Origin of the sequence: Citrobacter sp. W9 (assembly GCF_026719375.1) — a bacterium.
GTDB lineage: Bacteria > Pseudomonadota > Gammaproteobacteria > Enterobacterales > Enterobacteriaceae > Citrobacter > Citrobacter werkmanii.
Window position 1 is genome coordinate 147,401 of sequence record NZ_JAPPTE010000003.1, and the last position, 21,338, is coordinate 168,738.

17 protein-coding genes are annotated in these 21,338 nt (G+C 52.4%); 9 read left to right on the forward strand and 8 right to left on the reverse strand.

Annotated features, from left to right (window positions below):
• Positions 1–9: 9 nt before the first annotated feature.
• Entirely contained in the window at positions 10–1,206 is a 1,197-nt protein-coding gene (gene megL / locus OOJ59_RS07155; protein ID WP_061380953.1) for a methionine gamma-lyase, read from the reverse strand.
• A 424-nt stretch (positions 1,207–1,630) separates the two neighbouring features.
• On the opposite strand from megL, the gene OOJ59_RS07160 reads away from it, so the two are divergent.
• The 4 genes from OOJ59_RS07160 (at position 1,631) to OOJ59_RS07175 (ending at position 7,130) form a co-directional block, all read left to right on the forward strand.
• Entirely contained in the window at positions 1,631–1,738 is a 108-nt protein-coding gene (locus tag OOJ59_RS07160) for a type I toxin-antitoxin system toxin Ldr family protein (protein ID WP_038635136.1), read from the forward strand.
• A 225-nt stretch (positions 1,739–1,963) separates the two neighbouring features.
• Positions 1,964–3,970, forward strand: a complete 2,007-nt coding sequence (gene hmsP, locus OOJ59_RS07165) for a biofilm formation regulator HmsP (protein WP_038635134.1) — start codon at positions 1,964–1,966, stop codon at positions 3,968–3,970.
• Positions 3,971–4,127: 157 nt separating this feature from the next.
• Positions 4,128–5,414, forward strand: a complete 1,287-nt coding sequence (gene dctA / locus OOJ59_RS07170) for a C4-dicarboxylate transporter DctC (protein WP_006687518.1) — start codon at positions 4,128–4,130, stop codon at positions 5,412–5,414.
• A gap of 222 nt (positions 5,415–5,636) precedes the next feature.
• Positions 5,637–7,130, forward strand: a complete 1,494-nt coding sequence (locus tag OOJ59_RS07175) for a M16 family metallopeptidase (protein WP_038635132.1) — start codon at positions 5,637–5,639, stop codon at positions 7,128–7,130.
• 92 nt (positions 7,131–7,222) lie between these two features.
• Here the strand turns inward: OOJ59_RS07175 and OOJ59_RS07180 are convergent, their stop codons facing one another.
• Entirely contained in the window at positions 7,223–8,152 is a 930-nt protein-coding gene (locus OOJ59_RS07180; protein WP_160955355.1) for a sugar kinase, read from the reverse strand.
• 230 nt (positions 8,153–8,382) lie between these two features.
• Between OOJ59_RS07180 and pdeH the strand changes: the two genes are divergently transcribed.
• Positions 8,383–9,150 carry a cyclic-guanylate-specific phosphodiesterase gene (pdeH, locus tag OOJ59_RS07185; protein ID WP_038635128.1) on the forward strand — a complete coding sequence of 256 codons (768 nt, stop codon included), beginning with the start codon at positions 8,383–8,385 and terminating at the stop codon, positions 9,148–9,150.
• A gap of 77 nt (positions 9,151–9,227) precedes the next feature.
• Positions 9,228–11,288 (forward strand): AsmA family protein, encoded by a 2,061-nt coding sequence (locus OOJ59_RS07190; RefSeq protein ID WP_160955354.1) that lies wholly within the window; start codon positions 9,228–9,230, stop codon positions 11,286–11,288.
• Between the two features lie 43 nt (positions 11,289–11,331).
• Here the strand turns inward: OOJ59_RS07190 and OOJ59_RS07195 are convergent, their stop codons facing one another.
• From OOJ59_RS07195 to OOJ59_RS07205, 3 genes are all read right to left on the reverse strand, one after another.
• Entirely contained in the window at positions 11,332–12,654 is a 1,323-nt protein-coding gene (locus tag OOJ59_RS07195; RefSeq protein WP_069323751.1) for an MFS transporter, read from the reverse strand.
• A 349-nt stretch (positions 12,655–13,003) separates the two neighbouring features.
• Entirely contained in the window at positions 13,004–14,029 is a 1,026-nt protein-coding gene (yhjD, locus tag OOJ59_RS07200; RefSeq protein ID WP_121529674.1) for an inner membrane protein YhjD, read from the reverse strand.
• 47 nt (positions 14,030–14,076) lie between these two features.
• A complete protein-coding gene (locus tag OOJ59_RS07205; RefSeq protein WP_038635118.1) occupies positions 14,077–14,976 on the reverse strand; it encodes a LysR family transcriptional regulator in 900 nt (299 codons plus the stop codon).
• Between the two features lie 119 nt (positions 14,977–15,095).
• Here OOJ59_RS07205 and OOJ59_RS07210 point away from each other — a divergent pair, with 119 nt between their 5' ends.
• A complete protein-coding gene (locus tag OOJ59_RS07210) occupies positions 15,096–15,854 on the forward strand; it encodes an SDR family NAD(P)-dependent oxidoreductase (RefSeq protein WP_159121634.1) in 759 nt (252 codons plus the stop codon).
• Positions 15,855–16,217: 363 nt separating this feature from the next.
• Entirely contained in the window at positions 16,218–16,820 is a 603-nt protein-coding gene (locus tag OOJ59_RS07215) for a helix-turn-helix transcriptional regulator (RefSeq protein WP_160955353.1), read from the forward strand.
• Between the two features lie 45 nt (positions 16,821–16,865).
• Here OOJ59_RS07215 and OOJ59_RS07220 read toward each other — a convergent pair whose 3' ends face one another.
• Together OOJ59_RS07220 and OOJ59_RS07225 are read right to left on the reverse strand one after the other, a co-directional pair.
• On the reverse strand, positions 16,866–17,189 hold the full coding sequence (locus tag OOJ59_RS07220; protein WP_069323754.1) for a glycoside hydrolase family protein: 324 nt from the start codon (positions 17,187–17,189) through the stop codon (positions 16,866–16,868).
• Between the two features lie 86 nt (positions 17,190–17,275).
• Positions 17,276–17,815, reverse strand: coding sequence for a GNAT family N-acetyltransferase (locus tag OOJ59_RS07225; protein WP_121530041.1), 540 nt, complete (start codon positions 17,813–17,815; stop codon positions 17,276–17,278).
• A 167-nt stretch (positions 17,816–17,982) separates the two neighbouring features.
• Between OOJ59_RS07225 and OOJ59_RS07230 the strand changes: the two genes are divergently transcribed.
• Entirely contained in the window at positions 17,983–19,572 is a 1,590-nt protein-coding gene (locus OOJ59_RS07230; protein ID WP_160955372.1) for an STY4199 family HEPN domain-containing protein, read from the forward strand.
• 27 nt (positions 19,573–19,599) lie between these two features.
• Here the strand turns inward: OOJ59_RS07230 and OOJ59_RS07235 are convergent, their stop codons facing one another.
• Positions 19,600–21,249, reverse strand: a complete 1,650-nt coding sequence (locus OOJ59_RS07235) for an alpha,alpha-trehalase (protein WP_032940627.1) — start codon at positions 21,247–21,249, stop codon at positions 19,600–19,602.
• Between the last annotated feature and the right edge of the window lie 89 nt (positions 21,250–21,338).

Genomic DNA, 21,338 nt, shown 5'->3' on the forward strand with positions numbered 1-21,338 from the left:
CTGTAGTGGTCAGAATGTTGCCTTTCTGATGGCGTGTTCAAGGTCGTTAATAATATCTTCTGGATCTTCAAGACCCACAGAAAGACGGATAAGCCCGTCGGTAATACCTGCTTTAAGCCGTTCCTCTGGCGCAACGGGCGAATGTGTCATAGACGCTGGGTGCTGAATGAGGGTTTCGGTATCACCGAGACTGACCGCGAGGAGGCACAATTCTACAGAATTGATCATCCGTCTGCCAGCCTCGAGGCCGCCGGCGATTTCGAAGCTGATAATTCCTCCTGGCAGACTCATCTGCCGTTGGCCAAGCTCATACTGCGGATGTGAAGAGAGGCCGGGATAATAAACGTGGGTGATGGATGGATGCCCTTCCAGGAAGCGGGCGATTTTCATCGCATTTTCGCAGTGGCGCTCCATTCGAATGCCCAGTGTTTTAACGCCGCGCAGCGTTAACCAGGCGTTGAACGGACTCATGCAGCCGCCGGTGATATCTTTCAGCCCCACAAACCGCGCCTGGTCAATAAACTCCTGCTTGCCGACGATAATGCCGCCAATCACATCCCCGTGACCGTTGATATATTTGGTGACGCTGTGCACCACGATGTCTGCGCCCAGTTGCAAAGGCTGCTGACAGTACGGCGACATAAAGGTGTTATCCACCACCAACACTGCGCCTTGCTGATGGGCAATACCGGCCACCGTTTCAATATCAACCAATGAGAGCGTCGGGTTGGCGGGCGTTTCGATATACACCACTTTGGTTTCCGGGCGCATGGCGGCGCGAATTTCTTCAGGATTCGCCGCATCGACAAAGCTGACGTTAATCCCGAACTTCGGCATGCTGTGCGACAGAAACGCGTGGGTGCAGCCGTAAATTGCGCTGGCGGAAACGATATGGTCACCCTGCTGGCACAATGTCAGCAGCGTTGTGGTGATGGCAGAAATACCGGACGCGGTTGCCAGTCCGGCTTCACCTCTTTCCAGCACCGCCAGCTTTTTCTCCAGCGCATCGGTGGTGGGGTTACCCAAACGAGTATAAATGTACCCGGACTCCTCAAGCGCAAAGCGGGCGGCACCTTGTTCGGCGCTGTCAAATACAAATGTTGAAGTCTGGAAAATAGGCGTACTGAGCGCGCCAGTTGAAGGGTCGGGTTGTTGCCCCGCGTGAACGATCTGGGTGTTGAATCCGTAAGTACGACAGTCAGACATGATATCTCCTTTAATTCGGAACAGAACAGCTCACACTCAAATAGCAATCGCTGTGCCAGAAAATGAATTAATAGATATCAATGGGTTATGTGTTTTCCTTGATTGATGGTCGGCAGGAATGTTGCCAACTGGCAAGAATCTTTCCAGCGTACTGGCGAGAAAAGGGTGAAGTGCGAGGCGCTACGCAGAGCGGAATATTGCGCAGTGATATGGCGAATGGGCTACCGTAGAATCAGCGGCAAGCCGGGAATTCCCGGTGAGGCGCAATGTTGCGGGGGCTTGATCCCCGGCGGCATCGGTTGCTGGAAAGAGAAAACCCCCGCACGTTGTTCAGTATAAACCTGGCAACAAAACGGGGGCTAACTTGACTCCAGACAAGTTAAGGATAGCCGCGAACAGTTGCCATTGCAACACAGGCGGCTATATGACGCTCGTACAGTTAGGCGTGGCCTTCTGGCACGATTTAGCGGCTCCAATCATCGCTGGTATTATTGCCAGTCTGATTGTGAGCTGGCTACGTAACAGGAAGTAATGCGCTTAGTGGGCGTCTGCCTGCCGTGATGGCAATATGCGCCCGAACCAGGCCGCAGGGGTGACCTTGCGGCCTTTTTCGGCTTAAATGCAGATAAATCTCGTCGTCAGGTGCCTATCCTGTCGCGATAATGCACGCTGGGAAGTTTTCAGATACCGTCTCTCTTAATACCGCTACGATCGGGTATACTCTGACGGCAGTTTCGTCTATCCGTGGAGAGTCAGTTTGCGTGTCAGTCGCTCGTTAACAATTAAGCAGATGGCAATGGTCGCGGCCGTTGTCATGGTGTTTGTTTTCATTTTTTGCACCGTTTTGTTGTTCCATCTGGTACAGCAGAACCGCTATAACACGGCTACACAACTGGAAAGTATCGCTCGCTCCGTCCGTGAACCTCTTTCCGACACTATCCTGAAAGGGGATATTCCCGAAGCGGAAGCCATTTTACGCAGCATTCGGCCAGCGGGCGTGGTCAGCCGCGCTGATGTGGTGCTGCCTAATCAGTTTCAGGCGCTGCGGATGAGCTTTATTCCCGAACGCCCGGTTCCCGTTACGGTGACCCGCCTGTTTGAGCTTCCGGTGCAAATTTCGCTGCCGGTCTATTCACTTGAGCGCTCAGCGAACCCACAGCCGCTGGCGTATCTGGTGCTGCAGGCGGATTCGTACCGCATGTACAAGTTTGTGATGAGCACGCTCTCAACGTTAGTGACCATTTACTTACTTTTATCGTTAATACTCACGGTAGCCATCTCATGGTGTATTAACCGTTTGATTGTGCACCCATTGCGCAAAATCGCTCGCGAGCTGAACGACATTCAACAGCAGGATCTGATTGGCTATCAACTGGCATTACCACGTCTGCATCAGGATGATGAGATTGGTATGCTGGTGCGTAGCTACAACCTTAATCAGCAGCTCATCAAACGCCATAGCGAAGAGCAAAGCGACCATTCGATGCGCTTCCCGGTTTCCGAATTGCCCAACAAGTCGTTTTTAATGGGATTGCTGGAGCAGGTGGTGACGCGTCAGCAAACGACGGCACTGATGATTGTCACCTGTGAAACCCTGCGTGATACCGCGGGCGTGTTAACCGAAACTCAGCGAGAAATCTTGCTGCTGACGTTAGTCGAAAAACTGAAATCCGTATTGGCCCCCAGAATGGTGCTTACCCAGGTGAGCGGCTATGACTTCGCCATCATCGCGCATGGTGTAAAAGAACCCTGGCATGCTATTACTCTAGGTCAGCAAGTACTCACTATCGTTAATGAGCGGTTACCGATTCAGGGCATTCAACTACGTCCGAACTGCAACATCGGGGTGGCGATGTTTTATGGTGATTTAACCGCAGAGCAGCTCTACCGCCGCGCCCTTTCCGCCGTGTTAACGTCGCGTCATAAAGGTAAAAACCAAATTCAGTTCTTTGATCCGTTGCAAATGGAAGAGGCGCAGCAGCGTTTAACCCAGGAGAACGATATTTTAACCGCCATGGATAACCAGCAGTTTGCGCTCTGGATGCAGCCCCAGGTAGAGATGTCCAGCGGCAAGGTATTGAGCGCAGAAGCATTATTGCGGATGCAGCAGCCGGACGGTAGCTGGGAGCTGCCAGAAGGGTTAATCGACAGAATTGAGTCTTGTGGTCTGATGGTGACAGTCGGTTATTGGGTGCTGGAAGAAACATGCCGCCAGCTGTCAGCCTGGCAAGAACGCGGTCTGATGCTGCCGCTCTCGGTGAATTTATCCGCTCTCCAGTTGATGCACCCCAATATGGTGTCTGATCTGCTGGAGTTGTTAACGCGCTATCGCATTAAGCCTGGCACATTGATCCTCGAAGTGACTGAAAGCCGACATATTGACGATCCCAATGCCGCGGTGGCCATTTTGCGACCGCTGCGCAACGCGGGCGTGCGCATCGCGCTGGACGATTTTGGCATGGGGTATGCGGGTCTGCGACAGCTACAGCATATGAAGTCGCTACCGGTGGATGTACTCAAAATTGATAAGATGTTTGTCGATGGCGTGCCCGAAGATTGCAGCATGATCTCCGCCATCATTCAATTGGCACACAGTCTCAACTTGCAGATGATCGCCGAAGGCGTTGAAACGGAAGCGCAACGCGAATGGTTATCACAAGCAGGGGTGGAAGTGGCGCAAGGCTTCCTGTTTGCCCGACCAGTTCCGGCAAATATCTTTGAAGAACGCTATCTGGCACCGGAAGGCGCTGATTACAAAAGTTAAAAAAGGTCTCGCTTGTGCGAGCCAGCTCAAAATTTTTAACATTTTTGTATCAATTATGATCCAGGTGCATTTCTGTCATGTTGAGTGGGTGTTACTTTAAGGCCGCAGGTTAAACAAAACCTTACAAGACCTGTGGTTTTTACTTTAAGGACACCCTATGAAGACCTCTATATTCAAAAGCCTTTACTTTCAGGTCCTGACAGCAATTGCCATTGGTATTCTCCTTGGCCATTACTACCCTGAATTAGGCGCCCAAATGAAGCCGCTTGGTGATGCTTTCGTTAAGCTCATCAAGATGGTCATCGCACCTGTCATCTTCTGTACTGTCGTGACCGGCATTGCAGGCATGGAAAGTATGAAAGCAGTAGGCCGCACCGGTGCGGTTGCACTGCTCTATTTTGAAATTGTCAGTACGATTGCGCTGATCATCGGCCTCATCATCGTCAACGTGGTGCAACCCGGTGCCGGGATGAACGTCGATCCGGCAACGCTGGATGCCAAAGCGGTAGCGATTTACGCCGAACAGGCAAAAGACCAGGGGATCGTAGGTTTCCTGATGGACATTATCCCTGCGAGCGTCATTGGCGCGTTTGCCAGCGGTAACATCCTGCAGGTATTACTGTTTGCGGTAATGTTTGGTTTTGCTCTGCATCGTCTGGGCAGCAAAGGCCAGATGATTTTCAACGTAATTGAAAGCTTCTCGCAGGTTATTTTCGGCATCATCAATATGATCATGCGCCTGGCACCGATCGGTGCTTTCGGTGCCATGGCTTTTACCATCGGTAAATATGGCGTCGGAACGCTGGTGCAACTGGGGCAGCTGATAATCTGCTTCTACATCACCTGTATTCTGTTTGTGGTTCTGGTACTGGGTTCCATTGCTCGCGCGACTGGCTTCAGCATCTTCAAATTCATCCGCTATATCCGTGAAGAGCTGCTGATCGTACTGGGTACGTCTTCATCTGAATCCGCACTGCCGCGTATGCTCGATAAAATGGAGAAACTGGGCTGTCGGAAGTCGGTTGTCGGGTTGGTTATACCCACGGGGTACTCGTTTAACCTTGATGGGACATCCATCTATCTGACGATGGCGGCGGTGTTTATCGCTCAGGCCACCAACAGTCATATGGATATTTTCCATCAGATAACCCTGCTGGTCGTGCTCCTGCTCTCCTCAAAAGGGGCTGCGGGTGTAACCGGGAGTGGCTTCATTGTTCTGGCCGCGACTATCTCTGCGGTGGGGCATTTACCGGTCGCTGGCCTGGCGCTGATTCTCGGTATTGACCGCTTTATGTCTGAAGCCCGTGCGCTGACCAACCTGATTGGTAACGGTGTGGCAACTGTCGTTGTGGCTAAATGGGTGAAAGAATTGGATACCAAAAAGCTGGATGACACGCTGAATAATCGTGCGCCGGATGGCAAAACGCACGATTTATCCTCTTAATCTCGTCACTTATGCCCGTAGTCCCTTCCAGGACTGCGGGTGTTTGCGCATAATTACCCCCTGTGCCTGAAACCGTCGATTCGGCGGCGTCGGGATTTTTTCACTTCCTCCGTGACATTTTCATGTTCTTGCGGTCTAACACGAAGTGTTTTTAACGTCATATTCAGAGAGTCCTTTCGCGGGCTGTCTTTTTATTACCAGGATAGTTGATCAGGGGTTCACATGCAGGGCACAAAAATTCGACTTTTAGCGGGCGGCTTGCTGATGATGGCCACTGCCGGCTATGTGCAGGCAGATGCGCTCCAGCCTGACCCGGCGTGGCAACAGGGCACGCTGGCAAATGGTCTACAGTGGCAAGTGCTAGCCACTCCCCAGCGCCCCAGCGACCGTATTGAGGTTCGCCTGCTGGTCAATACCGGTTCACTCACCGAAAGTACGCAACAGAGTGGTTTCAGCCATGCGATCCCGCGTATCGCGCTGACGCAAAGCGGTGGCCTTGATGCCACGCAAGCCCGTTCACTGTGGCAGCAGGGGTTCGATCCCAAACGTCCCATGCCGCCCGTTATCGTTTCTTATGATTCCACGCTATATAACCTCAGTCTGCCTAACAGCCGTAACGACTTGCTGAAAGAGTCACTTACTTACCTGGCGAATATTTCCGGCAATCTGAGCATCACTCCTGAAACGGTTAATCATGCGCTGAGTAGCGAAGATATGGTCGCAACCTGGCCGTCCGATACCAAAGAGGGGTGGTGGCGTTACCGTCTGAAGGGATCAACCCTGCTGGGGCACGATCCAGCCGATCCCCTGAAAACGCCTGTCGATGCCGCGAAAATCCACTCCTTCTACCAGAAATGGTATACCCCGGACGCGATGACGCTGATTATCGTGGGTAACGTAGATGCGCGCAGCGTGGCTGAACAAATCAATAAAACCTTTGGCGAGTTAAAAGGAAAACGGGAAACCCCAGCGCCGGTGCCGACGCTTTCGCCGCTGCGTGCGGAAGCCGTGAGCATTATGACCGATGCTGTACGTCAGGATCGCCTTTCCATCATGTGGGACACGCCGTGGCAGCCAATCCGTGAATCCGCTGCGCTGTTGCGCTACTGGCGCGCTGATTTAGCCCGTGAAGCGCTGTTCTGGCATATTCAGCAGGAACTGACCAAAAACAATGCCAAAGATATCGGCCTTGGATTTGATTGTCGGGTGCTGTTCCTGCGTGCCCAGTGCGCTATCAACGTGGAATCGCCGAACGGTAAGCTCAATGCGAACCTCGGTACGGTTGCGCGTGAGCTGGCGAAAGTGCGTGATAAGGGCCTGCCGGAAGAAGAGTTCAATGCGCTGGTGGCGCAAAAAAATCTGGAACTGCAGAAACTGTTTGCCACCTATGGCCGTACCGATACCGACATTTTGATCAGCCAGCGTTTGCGCTCGCTGCAAAATCAGGTGGTGGATATCGCGCCTGAACAGTATCAGCGTTTACGCCAGAGCTTCCTCAACAGTCTGAACGTTGAGATGCTGAATCAGGATCTGCGCCAGCAATTGTCGCAAGATATGGCGTTAATTCTGCTGCAGCCGAAGGGGGAGCCTGAATTCAATATGAAGGAACTGCAGGCGACGTGGGATAGCATTATGGCGCCCGTTACCGCGGCGGCAACGCCGGTAGAAACGGATGAATCACATCCTGAAGTGACGGATATCCCGCCGGTACAGTAACCTCCAGGCCGGATAAGGCGATTACGCTGCCATCCGGCCTTGGGTGGGTAGGCCGGGGGCGCTTCGCTTGCCCGGCCTACAAGAACAACACGTTATTGCGGCATAGCGTCGCGTGGGATAATCGCCCCGCGATGCTGAATCACCGTGCTTGCCGTCAGGTGACCGCGTTTTGCGGCATCGGCGGCATTGCCACCGGTCAGACGTACCGCCAGATACCCGGCGCTGAAGGAGTCTCCCGCTGCGGTGGTATCAATCACTTTCTCTTTCGGTAATTTAACGGCCGGGACGTCGATCAGCGTTTCACCCTCGATAGAAACCAGACAAGAGTCTGCTCCGCGCTTCACCACGACTTCCTGAACGCCAGCCGCGTGAGTACGGGTAATCACCTCGGCTACAGGTTTTTCACCCCACAATGCGTCTTCATCATCCAGCGTCAGGAACGCGATATTGGTGCATTCCAGCATCTGCTGATAAACCTGCTGCGTTTCTTCTTTGCTGCTCCACAGGCGTGGGCGGTAGTTATTGTCAAAAATGACTTTTCCACCGTTAGCGCGGCATTCACGCAGTAACGTCAGCAGTTTGTCACGGCTGGCCGGGCTTAGAATCGCCAGGCTGATTCCGCTCAGATACAGATAATCAAATGTCGCCAGCTCTTCGCAAATCGCGGCGGACTGTTCGCTCTCCAGCCAGAATTTTGCGGCAGCTTCATTACGCCAGTAGTAGAAGGTGCGCTCGCCGGTGCTGTCGGTCTCAATGTAGTAGAGTCCCGGCAGGCGGTTTTCCATACGCTGGGTTAATGAGGTGTCAACATTTTCACCCTGCCAGGAGTCCAGCATTTGTTGGCTGAAACTGTCAGTACCCAGTGCAGTCACATAGTGTACCGAAAGCGCCGCCGCATCGACCTGGCGGGCGATATAAACGGATGTATTCAACGTGTCGCCACCGAATCCGCGCTGAACGTCGGCGCCTTTCTGTGACAGCTCAATCATGCATTCGCCAATCACGGCAATCTTTCTGGACATAGTCGTAACCTGCTCTGAAAAAAATTAGCGTTAGTGTGCGCTGTGGGTGTTAAGTGGTCAACTATATTAAAACAACGTTCCATTATTTTTTTGAGCCAGCACGTGTTCTGCGTTGTTTTTTGCCGCCTGGTTTTTATTTTGCCTGCGGCGGAACGTAAAGTTCTGCGCCTGAGCGCCGATAACCTTTGACGAGTCCGGTCAGTCACACTCTTATTTACAGGACATCTTTGATGATAAAGCAGGTTACCCAGCAGCTCATTACGCCCGATGCGAGTATCGAAAGCTTGCAGGCGAGACGCTATTGGCTGCAGTGCGAGCGTGCTTACACCTATCAGCCGATTTACCAGACCGACGGACGGCTGATGGCCGTTGAACTGCTGACCGTCGTGACCCATCCTGATAATCCTGCCCAACGTATTGCGCCAGATCGCTATTTTGCTGAAGTGGCCGTCCGACACCGTATAGAGGTCGTGAAAGAGCAGCTCCTGCAGCTTGAGCTGAAAAAGGACTTTTTCAGAGCCAATAACCTGCTGGCTTCAGTGAATGTCGATGGCCCAACGCTGATTGCGATGCGCCAGGATCCTGAAATCCTGAAAATCATCGAATGCCTGCCGTGGCTGCGTTTTGAGCTGGTGGAGCATATCCGCCTGCCGAAGGGGTCGTCGTTCGCCTCAATGTGCGAGTTTGGTCCCCTCTGGCTGGATGATTTTGGTACCGGAATGGCGAACTTCTCGGCCCTGAGCGAAGTGAGTTACGACTATATTAAAGTGGCGCGGGATCTGTTTGTCATGCTGCGCCAGACGCCGGAAGGCCGCAATCTCTTCACGCTGTTGTTACAGCTGATGAACCGCTATTGCCGCGGGGTGATTGTTGAAGGTGTTGAAACACTTGAAGAGTGGCGTGATGTGCAAAACTCACCGGCTTTCGCGGCGCAAGGCTATTTTCTTTCTCGTCCAGTACCTCTGCACACCCTCGAAGAGGTGATCCTGTCGCTTTGATTCGGATGTAGCGTCCCTCATTTTGCCCTGCTGGACTATCTTTAGGACAGGCAAGGAAGGAAGTGAGGACGCTAACTATGACAAAAGCAGGCAAAATAACCGTATCGGTATTAGGGGTTTTCTTGTTGTTGATCGTCGTATTCATCATTGTGATTGCGACATTTGACTGGAACCGGCTCAAACCGACCATCAACCAGAAAGTCTCTACAGAACTCAACCGGCCCTTCGCCATACGGGGCGATCTGGGCGTGGTTTGGGAGCGCCAGAAGCAGGAAACCGGCTGGCGTAGCTGGGTTCCGTGGCCGCACGTTCATGCCGAGGATATTATCCTTGGCAACCCGCCGGACATTCCCGACGTCACCATGGTGCATCTTCCCCGTGTGGAAGCCACGCTCGCGCCGCTGGCATTGCTGACAAAAACCGTCTGGCTACCGTGGGTCAAGCTGGTAAAGCCTGATGCGCGCCTTATTCGCCTGTCGGAAAAAAACAATAACTGGACCTTTACCCTCGCAGAAGATGAAAACCGCGATCCTAATGCGTCGCCCTCTGCGTGGTCTTTCCGGCTGGATAATATTCTCTTCGATCAAGGACGCATCGCTATTAACGATAAGGTGACCCGCTCGGAGCTTGAGATCCTGGTCGATCCGCTGGGTAAGCCATTGCCTTTTAGCGAAGTGACGGGCGCAAAAAGTAAAGAGAGTCAAACCCGCGTTGAGGATTACGTATTTGGTTTGCAGGCCAAAGGACGCTATAACGACGAACCGCTAAGCGGTAGCGGAAAAATAGGCGGGATGCTGGCGCTGAGGGGCGAAGGAACCCCTTTCCCGGTGCAGGCTGATTTCCGCTCGGGCAATACGCGCGTAGCATTTACCGGTACGGTAAATGACCCGATGAATATGGGCGGCGTGGATCTGCGGCTTAAATTCTCGGGTGATTCGCTAGGGGATTTGTACGATTTGACGGGGGTGCTGCTCCCGGATACGCCGCCGTTTGAAACCGACGGGCGTCTGGTGGCGAAAATCGACCCGGAAAAATCCTCCGTTTTTGATTACCGCGATTTTAATGGCCGCATTGGCGACAGCGATATTCATGGGACGCTAACTTATACGACCGGTAAGCCGCGTCCGAAACTGGAAGGGGACGTCGAATCACGCCAGCTGAGACTGGCTGATTTGGGACCGCTGATTGGTGTGGATTCGGGGAAAGGCGCGGAAAAGGCCAAACAGTCTGAACAGCGCAAAGGTGAGAAGAGCGTCCAGCCTGCCGATAAAGTCTTACCGTATGACCGTTTCGAAACTGACAAATGGAATGTGATGGATGCTGACGTACGTTTCAAAGGTCGGCGCATTGAACACGGCAGCAGCCTACCGATTAGCGATCTCTCCACCCATATCATCCTGAAAAATGCCGACCTGCGCCTGCAGCCGCTGAAATTTGGCCTGGCGGGAGGCAGCATTGTTTCCAGAATCCATCTGGAAGGGGATAAAAAGCCGATGCGTGGGCAGGCGGATATTCAGGCTCGCCGCCTGAAGCTAAAAGAGCTCATGCCGGATGTAGAACTGATGCAGAAAACGCTCGGTGAAATGAACGGTGACGCTAAATTTAGCGGCAGCGGAAACTCGGTGGCCGCGCTGTTGGGAAACAGCAATGGCAACCTGAAGCTGCTGATGAACGACGGCTTAATCAGCCGGAATCTGATGGAAATTGTGGGATTAAATCTGGGTAACTATCTCGTTGGTCAGATATTTGGTGACGATGAGGTCCGGGTGAACTGCGCGGCGGCGAATCTGGATATCGTTAACGGCGTGGCGCGTCCTCAAATCTTTGCTTTTGATACGGAAAATGCGGTGATCAATGTGACCGGGACCGCGAGTTTTGCCTCTGAGCAACTGGATTTAACCATCGATCCAGAGAGCAAAGGTATTCGTATTATTACGCTGCGTTCGCCGTTGTATGTTCGCGGGACCTTCAAGAACCCGCAGGCAGGTGTAAAAGCTGGGCCATTGATTGCGCGTGGTGCGGTTGCCGCCGCATTAGCCACGTTAGTCACTCCAGCGGCGGCACTGTTGGCGCTGATTTCTCCTTCCGAAGGGGAAGCCAACCAGTGCCGGGCGATACTGTCGCAAATGAAGAAGTGATGTCAGGCCGGATGCGATGGTTACACCGCATCCGGCAAAAGAATCATAATGACTGATGACGGGTCTCATGGGTTAACAGCAGCGCGATCAATGTCAACGCCGCCATCGATGCCAGATACGTTCCTACCGCTGCCAGACCGTAGTTAGCCTGCAGCCATGCGGCAATATACGGGGCAACGGAAGCGCCAAGAATCGACGAAACGTTATATGAGAATGATGCGCCCGTGTAGCGAACCTCGGTTGGGAACAGCTCCGGCAGCAACGCGCCCATCGGACCAAATGTCAGTCCCATCAGGCTTAAACCCAGCAGCAGGAAAGCGAACACCAGCGCCGGATTGCCAGATCCGAGCAGCGGTTTAAAGGCAAACAGCGCAAACAGAATGATAAGCGTGGTGATGATGAGCATGCTCTTGCGGCGACCAAACGCGTCGGCCAGCAGACCCGCCACAGGCACCATAACGCCAAAGCCAATTACCGCCATCATCAGCATCCACAACACTTCATTACGTGGCAGGCCAAGCCCTACAGGCGCGGCGGCTGTACTGAACGTCATCGAATAGACGGTCATGATATAGAACAGTGTATAGGTCGCCAGCATGATGAACGTGCCGAGGATCGTTACGCGAATATGCTTTGTCAGTAAGGTACCCAGCGGGATTTTCACCTGTTTTTTCGCTGCAGCGACTTTGGCGAAGACCGGGGACTCATGCAATGAAACGCGAACGTACAGGCCGATGATCACCAGTACCGCAGAGAAGATGAACGGTACGCGCCAGCCCCAGCTCATAAACTGTTCATCGGTCAGCAGCCAGGAGAGCAGCAGAAAAGTGCCGTTGGCGAAGAAAAAGCCGATAGGCGCGCCCAGTTGCGGGAATGATCCGTACAGCGCGCGTTTACGCGGCGGCGCGTTTTCCGTTGCCAGCAACGCCGCGCCGCCCCACTCACCGCCCAGACCTAAACCCTGACCAAAACGCGCCAGTGCCAGCAGCAACGGGGCGAAAATGCCGATAGTTTCATAGCCCGGCAGCAGGCCAATGACAACCGTTGAAATCCCCATGGTAAGCAGTGAAGCAACCAGCGTGACTTTACGGCCTACGCGATCGCCGAAATGGCCGAACACCGCGGAGCCGATTGGCCGGGCCACAAAAGCGATAGCGAAGGTGGCGAGGGACTGCAGCGTAGCCGCGGTCGGATCTCCCTGCGGGAAGAAAATATGGGGAAACACGATCACCGCGGCGGTCGCGTAGATATAGAAGTCGAAGAACTCAATGGCGGTACCAATGAGTGAGGCGACGACAACTTTATTGCGCGAGTTGACCGGGGTGTGTTCCTGTTCGTTGTCGAGTGTTGTGGCTGTTGCTTGCATAATATTTTCTTATTTTTGGCCGAACGAAAGGCCATATTACGCACAGCAAAAGCGATATTTCAATCTGTAACAAACCCTGCAATTGGTCAAAAAAAGAGCAAAAAGGGGATAATATTCAGGCTGAAGATTTCACTTCCATGAAATGCTTCACATAATTTAAAACTTGGATGATAAAACTGGTTTTTGGTTAAATAAAAGTTACGGGTTGGATTTATTCACTAAATCAGTAAGAACAGGCGGCATTATAATTGCCGGATGGCGACGCACGCGTCTTATCCGGCCTACGGGTGAGTTTGTAGGCCGGATAAGCGCAGCGCCATCCGGCAATTGACAACTATTCCGGCGGTGGCTATTGCGTTTTCCCCGGCATTCGCGGGTCATCTTTGTATTCCGCCGTGGCTATCCAGGCGGCGCAAAACAGCGTCAGACGAGCGAAGAAGTAGAAGAACGCCATCAGTCCAAGCACGGAACCAAACGCCGCGCCTGACGGCGATTGCACCAGTGACGGCAGCGTGTAGGTCATGATCATTTTGATAACTTCAAACCCCAGCGCCGCGATAAATGTGCCGCGAATGAGTGCTTTCTTACGTGGTCGGTGACGCGGCAGTCGCCAGAAAATCCAGAAGAAAAGCAAATAGTTGGCGAAAATAGAGATGGTCAGGCCGATCAGGCGCCAGGCGGGCTTCAGCCATTCGATGCCGTCGAGATATAGCGCAGAGATAATCATCTGCTGGGCGGAACCGGCGATAGAAGTAATGGACAGAGTGACAATCAGCGCAATCAACAAACCAATCAATGAAACAAAATCGCGCAGGTATTTAACCCAAATTTTTTCCTGATCCTGCGGCGTACGCTCCCAGACATCTCGCGACTGGGCACGAATCGCTTCGCGCAGATTACCCATCCAGTTAATCCCGGAATAAAGGGCGATCCCAAGCCCGACCAGACCCACGGTGGTTCGCTGCTGAACGGCAGTGTTAATGGTGTTTTTTAACGTGGAGGCGAGCGTCGGGTCGCTGACGTTAAGCAGTATTTTGCTGAAGATATCCTGCAACAGCGTAGGGTGGGAGGCGAGAATAAAACCGGCGGCGGCAAATGACACCATCAGGATAGGGATCATCGACAGGAACGAGAAGTAGGTGATAGCGGCGCCAAACTGGTTTCCCATGCGGTCATTAAAACGCTCTGCGGCTCGAATCATATGGGCGATGACGGGCTGGCGTTGAATTTTATCGGCGAGGGTCAGGGCTGTTTGCAATGCCTGGTTGGTCGTACCGTTGGTTTCTGTTTTTTCACGCTCCTGGGTCTCAATTTTTGGGATCGGTGCGTGCTCGAGTTCCTGAATGGGGCGTTTTATCTCTTTTTCCTGCGTCATCAGGCCAGTATTCCTTGTTCTGTTCATTCTCAAGACAGTATAGCTTGTCAGTCCACATAATCTTTCATTACGCCGGTCAGCCATTCCATAAACAGATGAACCCGGCGGGAGAGGTTGCGGCGATGCGGATACAACAGAGAAACCGGCATCGGCTCGGCACGATACTGCCCTAACACCTCGACCAGCGTACCGGCGCGCAGGGCGTCGCGTACGCCGACGCGTGGCACCTGAATAATGCCCAGGCCGGCAAGGCACGCTGCATGATAGGTTTCCGTGCTGTTCACCGTCAGCATGCCGCCGGTTTTAACCCATTGAGTACCGTTGCCTGTCGCCACCTCGAAACCTTGTGCACGCGTTCCCAGGTTCACCGAGTAATGCACCACCGCATGCGAGGCTAAATCTTCCAGGCTTTCCGGGTAGCCAAAGCGGGCCAGATATTCTGGGCTGGCGCAGTTAATCTGCGTGAGTTTACCCAGCGGACGGGCAATCAGCCCTGAATCTTTCAGCGTACCTACGCGTACGACGCAGTCGAAACCTTCGCGGATCAAGTCCACCAGCCGATCGCTGCTGCTGAGTTCGAGTTCAAGTCCCGGATATTGATGCAAGAAGGCTGCCAGGCGAGGCATCACCAAATTTCTCGCGACGCCCACCGGCATATCCACGCGCAGCTTGCCGCTGATACTGGCCGAATCGTGATGGAATAGTCCATCAAGTTCATCCAGATTGCTTAGCAGATCTTTCGCGCGTTCATAATAGATCATGCCGTCTTGTGTGAGCTGGACGCGTCGGGTGGTGCGGTGCAACAGCTGCGTGCCCAGATGATTTTCCAGGGCCTGGATTTGTCGCGATACGCTACCTTTAGGTAGTCCAAGGGTGTCCGCTGCACGCGAAAAACTCTCCAGTTCTGCGACGCGGATGAACAACTGCATTGCGTGAATTTTATCCATTCTCATGCCCTATTGTTGTTCTGTATGAAACAGTAATGCGCAATCAGCGATATTTATTGTTTTTCTACCACCTAATAAGCTTTGTCTCAATCTTCACTACACATGAAATGAGGTTTCTTATGACGCAACGTATCGCATTGGTGACCGGCGGTGGTCGTGGACTCGGTAAAAACGCGGCGCTTAAGCTGGCAAGCAAAGGAATCGGTATCATCCTGACGTGGAACAGCAATGAAAAAGAAGCGCTGCAGGTTGTGGATGAAATTCGCCAATCTGGCGGTAAAGCAGCGGCATTACCGTTGAATGTCGGGGATATTTCAACATTCCCTCAGTTTATAAAACAGGTGCGGGAAACCTTACAGACCCAGTGGCAAAGCGACACCTTTGATTATTTATTGAACAATGCCGGGATTGGTATTAACGCGCCGTATCCGGCGTTCACCGAAGCGCAATTTGATCAACTTTTGAATATCCATTTTAAAGGTCCTTTTTTCCTGACGCAGAACCTTTTACCGCTGATGAACAGAGGCGGCAGGATCCTCAATGTTTCAACCGGACTTGCGCGCTTTGCGCTGCCGGGTTACAGCGCATACGCGGCTATGAAAGGGGCGATGGAAGTGTTAACCCGTTATCAGGCAAAAGAACTGGGGGAGCGCGGAATTACGGCCAATATTATTGCCCCCGGCGCGATAGAAACCGATTTTAGCGGTGGAAATGTGCGGGATAACGCGCAACTGAATGCGTACATTGCTTCGCAAACAGCGTTGGGGCGAGTTGGTTTGCCGGATGATATCGGTGACGCGATTGCCGCGTTGCTCAGCGATGAGCTGGCGTGGATGACGGCGCAGCGTATTGAGGTCTCCGGCGGAATGTTCCTGTAACCCGTCGTGTCTTATTCAGCCAGATATTGGCTGAATAAGCATTTAATGCGATTTTTTATTTTGTAACATATTTGAATGATGGTTTGCATTCCTTATTTTTCGACAAAAATATAGACTGCATATAATTAATATTAATTAATATACATGAGCGTCAAAATATAAGAATTTACTTAATATATTTCTCTGTTTTTGTTTCTTTGTGTGATTCTGTTGATTGAGCTGTAACTAATCATAATTTCTGCTTCTTTCTTCTACGACTATCGGTACAATGGCCCCCCGCCAAATGGTGACTTCTTATTTTACCCTATGGGTAATACCCTTCCGCGCGCTAAGGCTAATATCTTATTCAGACGGAGATAAATAATGCAGTTAATAATGTTTGACAGGCAGTCAATATTTATTCATGGAATGAATGTAAGTTTACAGCAACGTATTCCAGGAGTGGATGTTCAGGGTGTCAGTCAGACAGATGACCTGTGGCAGAAGCTGGAAGACAACCCTGATGCAATGGTAATGCTGGATGGCGATCTTGATGCTGAGTTCTGCCGCAACTTGCTGCAACAGATCGCGCAACGCTATTCGGCGGTAAAAGTGCTGGTAACAGCAACGGATTGCCGGAAAAGATGGCTACAGGAGGTCACGCATTTAAACGTGCTGGCCATTGTTCCACGTGACTCTGACGCGGAAACCTTCACACTGGCGCTCAATAGTGTCGCGATGGGCATGATGTTTATCCCCAGAGACTGTATTACAGTGACTGAGAGTAGCCGCCAAAATATAAGATCGCTCAGTGCGCGTCAGCGAGAAATTCTGACTATGCTGGCCGCGGGCGAGTCGAATAAACAAATTGGCCGACTGTTAAATATCAGTACCGGAACGGTAAAAGCCCATCTTGAGTCGCTTTACCAGCGTCTGGAGGTAAAAAATCGTACGCAGGCGGCAATGATGTTAAACGACGCTATTTAATTGACGTAAATTTCACAGTCAGAAAATTTCTGGCTGTGAAATAGCTTAAGGCCAAATTTCTGTCATGTTAAATCGGGTTATTCCCACGCTGAATATCCACGCAATTAACGTCTCTTGTTGAAACCGATCTTTTATTTGCGGTTTTTTTTCATATAGTAACGCCTCACAGAGATGCAGATCGGCGAGCAGAAGGGCTTCTGCCTGCATTAGCGTAATTGGGGTATCAAAGGTTTCGTCTGCGGCAATTTCATGCCCGTAACCTATCACCCAAATTCCATGTTTATCCTGATACTTTTCCAGCGACAGGCCTTGCCATTGCTTAATAAATGCGACACAGGCGGGTGTGAAGTGCGTTGAACGGAGCGGCATAATACTCTCTGAGTAAAGAGATATATTTTAAGAAATCCACTCCGTTACGCCAGTTGCCATGTAGCCAGTTTTTACAGCAAAACGCCTTATGGCATTGGCGGCTGATATTCACGTTTTAACAGGCCGAAAAGCCAGTCATCGCGCCAGGTTTGTTGTAGCCAATAGCTTTCCCGCAGCGTACCTTCGTGAATGAACCCAATCTTTTCCAGCAGACGTCTTGAGGCTTCGTTTCCTGCGGTGACGCAGGCCGTCAGCCGGCGGAGTCCGCCGTGGGTAAATGCGTAATCGCAAACGGCATGCAGGGATTCAGTGCCATAACCTTTACCCTGTGCCTCGGGAGTAAGCAAAAAACCGACCTCGGCACATTCATTGTTTTCATGAATATATCCAGTCACCCCCAGCGGCATTCCCGTTGCCTTATCGCACAGCACCAGGCAAAGCCAGTGCGGGCTGCCGGGGGCCCACTCTGGTAAGCGTGAATGAAAGGCTGCCTGTATCTCTTGTTCTGTGCGCGTATCAGCGACAAAGCGCATCACATCAGCGTTCTGCTGTAACGTTAAAAAGAACGCCCAATCTTCAATATTCAATGGACGACAGATCAGGCGCGATGTTTTCAATACGGGCACGGACATATCTCCTGAATAATTTTCCATGATTGTGCGGAAGTCACTGTAAAACAGATTTATTTGCTATATGAATGTGTTTTAGTCTACGTCGATACACATCTGCTTTTATAGAAAATAACGACATACCATTGTGAGGCCGCACGTTTTGGGTCCTGTTAGGGAAGATGATGACCAATAGCGCATTACAAGCGACATGTACACCCTTTGAACGTTGTCTGGCGATCATCCGTCAGGCATCGGTAGAAATATTGCTGCTGTTAGGCGTGCATGTCGCAGAGGGTAAAGAGCCGCGATGGTTCCTTGAGCAGCTTGACCAGGCCAGATTGAATCTGGGCGGCTGGGGAGCTGTCGCCAGACGTTTGCAGATGAATGATGCGCAATTGAGCCAGTTCACTCTGCGGCTGCGTCATCTGCAGCAGAGCGTGCCGCAGTATGAAAATGGCCAGGACGTCAGTGAAAACCAGCTGATTTCTGCGCTACGCTTCGTGGCGTCTCTGGAACAATTGCGTCAGCAACAGCCCATCCTGAAGTATGAAACTGAGATTGAACGTGCAGAGCCGGAAGCACAGATCCACGCGCAGCGTCAGCTTCGTGCAATAGAATTAACGCTCAAATCGCTTATCGCACGGGTATGGCCGGATCAACATCCACTCAACAGCTTCCTGAAACAGCACTTCGGTGGGGAACGCCTGCGCCGTTGGTTAAAACTGGGTGACAGTCGGGATGCGCTGGACGGCATGATGTTTAGCGAGCTGGCGCTTATGGTCGTGGATAAGAAATTGTTTGTACGCCACTTTACCCAGATTTTTAACGACACCTCGGTGCTGACGTTGTTTGTCGAACCACGTCTTACGTTGCGTATGTTTCTGGATGATTGCCGGCTGGCCCGCAACGGCGTCATCGTGCAGCAGCCGCTGACCTCAGTACAACTAATGCTGCTGGATTGTCAGTACCGACAGATTACTCACCCTGTACAACGGGCATTTGCAGAAAGGCGTACGCGTGTTAATCCCGCGTCATATCTGGAGTCTGATGAGACGACCGTCCGCCAGTTCTGGGAAATGGCAAAGCAAAAGGATGAGCAGGCGGGGGGCGACAAACAGGAAATCGCCGACAGTATTGATCCGCCGGAGAAGCGAGCAAAGCGCACCGCGGAGGAGCGTGAACAGCTGATTTCAGGCATGTTGTGGGTCGCGGTCGGCGTGATGGTGCTGGTGATTTCGCTGGGTGCGTTCTGGTTATTCACTTCGCCAGCGCCACAGGCGTCATCCGGACAATCCGTTGAAATCGTGCAGGAGGAACCGCGCCGTGATGCACCTTCCGCACGGGAATCTGTGACCCGAATGGGTATCACCTGGGATGCCTTTAACATGCGCGCGGCTATCGATCGCAACGATACCCGTGTGACGTCACTGTTCCTGCAGGGCGGGATGGACTGGAAGCTGGCGTGGACGGAACAAGCATTCGCTGCGGGCAATACCGAGGTGTTGAGACTGCTGCTGCGTTATCCTGCGCAGATGAACGAGAGCAAACCTTGCAGACAGTTTATGAGTACGCTCAGTCATGCCATGTCGAATGGGGCGTCACTCACTTCCTTGCACAAAAGCTACCTGCAAAGTTTTTGTTCGGTTCCGGCGGTTATCGCACGTCAACAGTATGATCTTGAGCAGGCTCAGCTCCGCGCTCGCGCAGAACCCAGCCCGGAGAACAAGAAATGGCAAAAAATTCATACTGAACTCTACGATGCGATTAACTAACGGCCTGAGGAGTCAGGCCGCCAGCGGCTAAGGTTCGCCATACAGCCCGATGAGTCGGCGCACCACGCCGTTTGTCCAGCCAAAGCCGTCCTGCAGCGGATATTCCCCGCCGCCGCCTTCGCGCGGCATGCCGTCGGCAATATGGTATTTTTCGATAAGCTTGTGGTGTTCCTGGTAAAAGAGATTCACCGTTTTCAACCAGTTACGGGCAATTTCATCCCCGAGATGGTCGTCGCCATACAATTTGAAACCTTGAATAGCCATCCATTGCAGCGGCGCCCAGCCGTTGGGTTTATCCCACTGCTCACCGGTTTCATGTTCTGTGGCTAAAATACCCCCTGGCGTTAGCAGGCGGCTGCGTACCGCATTGGCCAGCCGGTCGGCTTGTTCATGCGTTGCCATGCCGACATACAGCGGTACGATACTGGCCGCAGAGAAGAGGGCCATTTGTTCACGTCGCCAGTCATAATCGCGATAGCAGCCGTTTTCATCATCCCATAAGTAGCGATTCACCGCATCGCGGCGGTCATTGGCTTTCTGGCGAAACAGCGCTTCAGCTTCTTTGTCACCTTTCAGCGCCGAAATATTGGCGATGGCGCTCTCCAGCTTGTAGAGGAACGCGTTCAGATCAATTGGGATGAATTGTGTCGTGCGTATGCTGGCAAGGCGGCCTGCATCGCGTAGCCAGCGTGAGGAGTAATCCCATCCCGATGCCGCGCCTGCACGCAAATCGCGATACACCTCATTGGGCGGTCGACCTGAATGCTTGGCGGTCTCGACGTCTTCAAGCCACGATTCATCGCGCGGCGTATCACGATCGTCCCAATAGCGGTTGAGCAAGGATCCGTCCGACATTCTGATTACGTGGCGGTAGGCCTGGTTGAGCACCAGCGAATCGGCGCCATCCATCCAGAACGCGTACTCCATTTTTAGATGATCAAGATAACGGCGCGCGCCACGTACGCCATCCTCTTCAAACAGTTCCACCATCAGCGCAAAGACCGGCGGCTGCGAGCGGCTCAGGTAGTACGTTCGATTACCGTTTGGGATGTGACCATAATTTTCGATCATCCAGGCAAAGTTATCCGCCATACATTTCAGCAGATCTTCGCGCCCGCTCTCCGCCAGACCCAGCATGGTGAAATAGGAATCCCAGTAGTAGGTTTCGCTAAAACGTCCGCCAGGCACAATATATGACTGCGGTAACGGCAGCAACGAGGACCAGGGAATGTGGTCCTGCGGTTCGCGCGTCAGCACTGGCCACAATTGATCGATATGCTCTTTCAGCGAATTTGCCGGGTCAGAAACGTATTCGCTGGAGGGCGTTTCCGGGAGCCAGAAATGGTTCTCAACAAAGCGCTTCAGGTCAAAGTCCCGATGGCGTTTGACCTTGCGATAACGGATCAAAATGTCCAGCGGGTCCATTTTGGGTGCACAGTCGGGGAAGGTTTTGCTATCGGCAAACAGTTTCGACGACTGGACATGTTCGAACAGCTCAAGGTAACGATCGGCCGGGGTTAACGCATCTGAGGCGGGCAGCCCTTCAATCATCTCCGGCTCAGGCTCTGCCTCAATCATTTCATCCAGCTTTAACTCGCACGGATCCATTTCATAAAGCAGATCGATGTCGATCGTCAGTTCTTCAGAAGGGGCGTGGGGTAGTTTCTGGTTGAGCATAATGAGAAAGACCTCCGATGGACGTTGAAATAGTAAGGCTGTTGCCCGGTCGTCAGTTAAGCGTAGACATTCGCTTCGGTATTGGCTGA